The organism is Rahnella perminowiae (assembly GCF_019049755.1).
In the GTDB taxonomy this organism is placed as follows: domain Bacteria; phylum Pseudomonadota; class Gammaproteobacteria; order Enterobacterales; family Enterobacteriaceae; genus Rahnella; species Rahnella perminowiae.
In genome coordinates, this window is sequence record NZ_JAFMOS010000224.1 from 1 (window position 1) to 2,190 (window position 2,190).

The following is a 2,190-nucleotide window of genomic DNA, read 5'->3' on the forward strand; positions in this document are numbered from 1 at the left end:
AAATGGGGCTTTTCCTGTAAACTTTATCTATTAAGTTTAGGCTTCTACACTTTGAATATTGAATCAGTTACTCTTACCTGCTAAGTCGATGAAGTTTTTAGGTGGTTTGAATAAAATTATTTTAACACCAGTTTTAGTAGGTGTCATAGACTTAACTAAATGCCGCATTGCAGCTTCAGGGACAAGTGAATGTTTCCTTACTAAATAACCTCCCCTCACTTTTTCAATCACACCCTCCGATTCTAACTTTTCAAAATCAACGGTTGCCATAATTTTTGCTTTAGAGACCAAATCTTGCATAATTTTGTCCATAGAATCTATTTTATCATCATCGGGCATAACTACCTCGTCACATTAATCTCGTACTTAAAATGATATCAACTACCACTGTAAGTATCCCAGCTTTAGTTTCACGCACTTTTTGAGATTTCCGGTTTCTCAGCCATCAGCCGGTACTCTTCCGGTGTCAGGTTATCCAGGGATTCATGGGGTCGCTCACTGTTGTATTCATTCAGCCAGCGTTCCGTAATTTCCCGTGCTTCTTTCAGCGTTCTGAACAGGTAAAAATCCAGTATTTCTGTCCGGTAAGTTCGGTTAAACCGTTCGATAAATGCGTTCTGCGTTGGCTACCCGGCTTAATAAATTCCAGCATCACACCATGATCTTCAGCCCATTGCGCCAAAGCCAGTGATATCAGTTCCGGCCCATTATCCATCCGCATCTTCAGCGGATATCCACGGTTTGCCACAATCCTGTCCAGCACCCGGACGACCCGCTGTGCAGGGATACTCAGGTCAATTTCGATGGCCAGAGCCTCGCGGTTAAAATCATCCACGACGTTGAAGGTTCGAAAACGTCGACCGCACACCAGCGCGTCGTGCATAAAATCGATAGACCAACTCTGATTGAGCGCTTCCGGCGTTGCCAGCGGAGCCGGATTACGCACCGGCAGACGTTGTTTACCCTTACGCCGAAAATTCAGTTTCAGCAGACAGTAAATCCGGTGTACCCGCTTGTGGTTCCAGACGTGACCCTGCCTGCGCAGCACCTGAAAAAGCTTCTTAAAGCCGTAGCGGGGATAGCGCTCGGCCACCTCGGCCAGCACCTGGATCACCGGTTCATCACGTCGCGTATCGGGTTGATAACGAAACACCGTCCTGCTCAGCGATAACGTCCTGCATGCCTGGCGTATGCTCATCGTAAACTGCGCGGTCAAATAGTTGACAAGCTCACGCTTTATCGCTGGTTTTAAAGCTTTTTTTCGATGACGTCTTTCAGTGCCCGACATTCCAGACTCAGATCGGCAAACATTTGCTTCAGGCGACGATTCTCGTCTTCAAGATCTTTGATCTTTTTGATATCAGCGGCTTCCATACCGCCATATTTCGCCTTCCAGTTGTAATAGCTGGCTTCGGAAATAGCGGCCTCACGGCACACATCTTTAACGGTGCGTCCGGCTTCGACAGACTTCAGAACGGCGATGATCTGGTGCTCGGTGAATCGGATTTTACGCATAGCGATCTCCTCGGGGACATAATCAGTATGTCGGAAGATCTCTAAAAGTGAACGGGACGTTTTGGTGGGATACTTACAAGAGTACTTACCTCAGTATCCTTAATGATGATTCCAGCCATATCGAAATCTATATTGATGCTACACACTAAGCCGTACTCAATGAAAAACTGTGCCTTTGCCTGTACTTGCTCAAGCTGGCTAATTAGAAGTGAACGTTTTGAATCCTCTGTTAGTCTGGCTATGAAGTGCTCCATTTCGAATGTACTTTCTGTAATGCCACCGGTATCAATTCTTGTAAGCAACTCGACACCTAACAGCTTTCCGTTAGTACTGGTGATTGGTTCGGCAATCGAATGTGTTTGTACAGCAATGCATAGCTTTAGCATCTGTAGTTCTTCATCAGTTAAATGTATTAAAAACCATACACTGATCGTTATAACCGATTAATAGCATTCTTATGATCGGTTATACCTATTGATAAAACCTTACTTATCCCTCCAATCGAGCGGCTAAACTTATTTAACTTATTGATTGATATCGTACTAATAATTTCATACTGGACACCCATCAAAGTACTGTATATATTCACAGTAATATTGTATGTAGGTGCCTATGGGTAATAAAGATGGTTTTAACCCTTTCCAGAAAAGCGGAATTCAGTACTTCGTTCATGAC

At 44.3% G+C, this 2,190-nt stretch carries 1 protein-coding gene and 1 pseudogene; both read right to left on the minus strand.

Features of this window, described 5'->3' with window-relative positions; all coding sequences use genetic code 11:
• Nucleotides 1–63: 63 nt before the first annotated feature.
• The gene (locus tag J1785_RS01500; RefSeq protein ID WP_217218653.1) at nucleotides 64–339 is read right to left on the minus strand and encodes a hypothetical protein; all 276 of its coding nucleotides are present in this window, start codon (nucleotides 337–339) and stop codon (nucleotides 64–66) included.
• 71 nt (nucleotides 340–410) lie between these two features.
• Nucleotides 411–1,515 (minus strand): annotated as a pseudogene (locus J1785_RS01505) (IS3 family transposase).
• Nucleotides 1,516–2,190: the final 675 nt, after the last annotated feature.

Excerpts from the sequence above, each read along its gene's own strand:
- J1785_RS01500 (WP_217218653.1), bottom strand. The coding sequence starts at position 339 with ATGCCCGATGATGATAAAATAGATTCTATGGACAAAATTATGCAAGAT.